The organism is Streptomyces sp. NPDC046915 (assembly GCF_040644935.1).
Classification (GTDB): Bacteria; Actinomycetota; Actinomycetes; order Streptomycetales; family Streptomycetaceae; genus Streptomyces.
In genome coordinates this window covers 1-1,178 of the sequence record NZ_JBEYXB010000072.1, presented here as the reverse complement: position 1 = coordinate 1,178, position 1,178 = coordinate 1, and the positions used below count along the sequence as shown (strand labels likewise).

Annotated in this window: 1 pseudogene; it reads right to left on the bottom strand. The window is 66.9% G+C overall.

The features are described 5' to 3' along the window. Nucleotides 1–1,150, bottom strand: a pseudogene (locus ABZ915_RS48770) (IS3 family transposase); the annotation flags it as partial. Nucleotides 1,151–1,178 lie beyond the last annotated feature (28 nt).

Sequence of the window (1,178 nt, the reverse complement as noted above, 5' to 3'; positions counted from 1 at the left end):
CTGTGGCGTCTGCGGGCGTTGTAGTAGGTGAGCCACTGGAAGATCTCCAGCCGCGCCTGGCGCATCGTCGAGAACAGCCGTTGGTGCATCGTCTCTCGCTTCAGCCCCTGCCAGAAACTCTCAGCGAGGGCGTTGTCGTAGCTCGAGCCGATGCGCCCCATGCTCCTGCGGATCCCGAAACCATTACAGACCTGCGTGAACGCCGCCGACGTGTATTGCGAACCCCTGTCCGCGTGGAAGATCACTCCGTCGACGTTGCCGCCGCGGGTCGCCACCGCCATCTTCAGTGCGTCGATGACCAGCTCGGCGCGCATGTGCGAGGCCATCGACCAGCCGAGTACTCGGCGTGAGCAGATGTCGATGACGCAGGCGAGATACAGCCACGAGCCACCGACCTGCACATATGTGATGTCGCCGCACCACTTCTCGTCCAACCGTGCGGCGGTGAAGTCGCGTTGGACGAGGTCCGGGCAGGCGGTGCGAGCCGGTCGGCGACCGTGGTGCGCTTGCGACGCCGCAGGTGACGGCCTTCGAGCCGGTTGACGCGCATCAGGCGCTCGACGCGCTTGCGGTTGACCGTGTGCCCGAAGCCGCGCAACTCGGCATGGACGCGTCGGACTCCGTAGGTGCCCTTGTGCTCGGTGTGGATCTCACGGATCTCCACGAGCAGGGCGTCGTCGGCGGCCTGTCGCTCCTGGCGGGCCTTCGCGCCGGCGATCCACCGGTAGTAGCCCGAGCGCGAGACTCGAAGAACCCGGCATATCCGCTGGACGCCGAAGGCCTCGGCGTGGGCGGAGACGAAATCCCAGCGGCGGGTCTTCACTTCATCTCCTTGGCGAAATACGTCGCTGCCCGGCGCAGGATCTCCCGTTCGAGCTCCCACTCCTTCTCCGCCTTGCGCAGCCGGCTGTTCTCCGCGCGCAGCCTTGCCAGTTCCTCATCTCGGCTCTCCGCGCTCTGCTCGCCGTGGCCATGAGCGCGGCCCTCGTGCTCGTCGGCCTGGCGCACCCAGCTCCGCAGCGTCTCGCCGGTCACCCCGACATCCGCCGCGACCGCCGTGTACGTGCTACGTGCGCTTCCCGCCCGCCGCGCGGTACAGCGCGACAGCGTCGTTCCTGAATTCGGCCGGATACGGAGACTTACGTCCCACCAGGACACCTTCCCTTGGATCTGCAAGA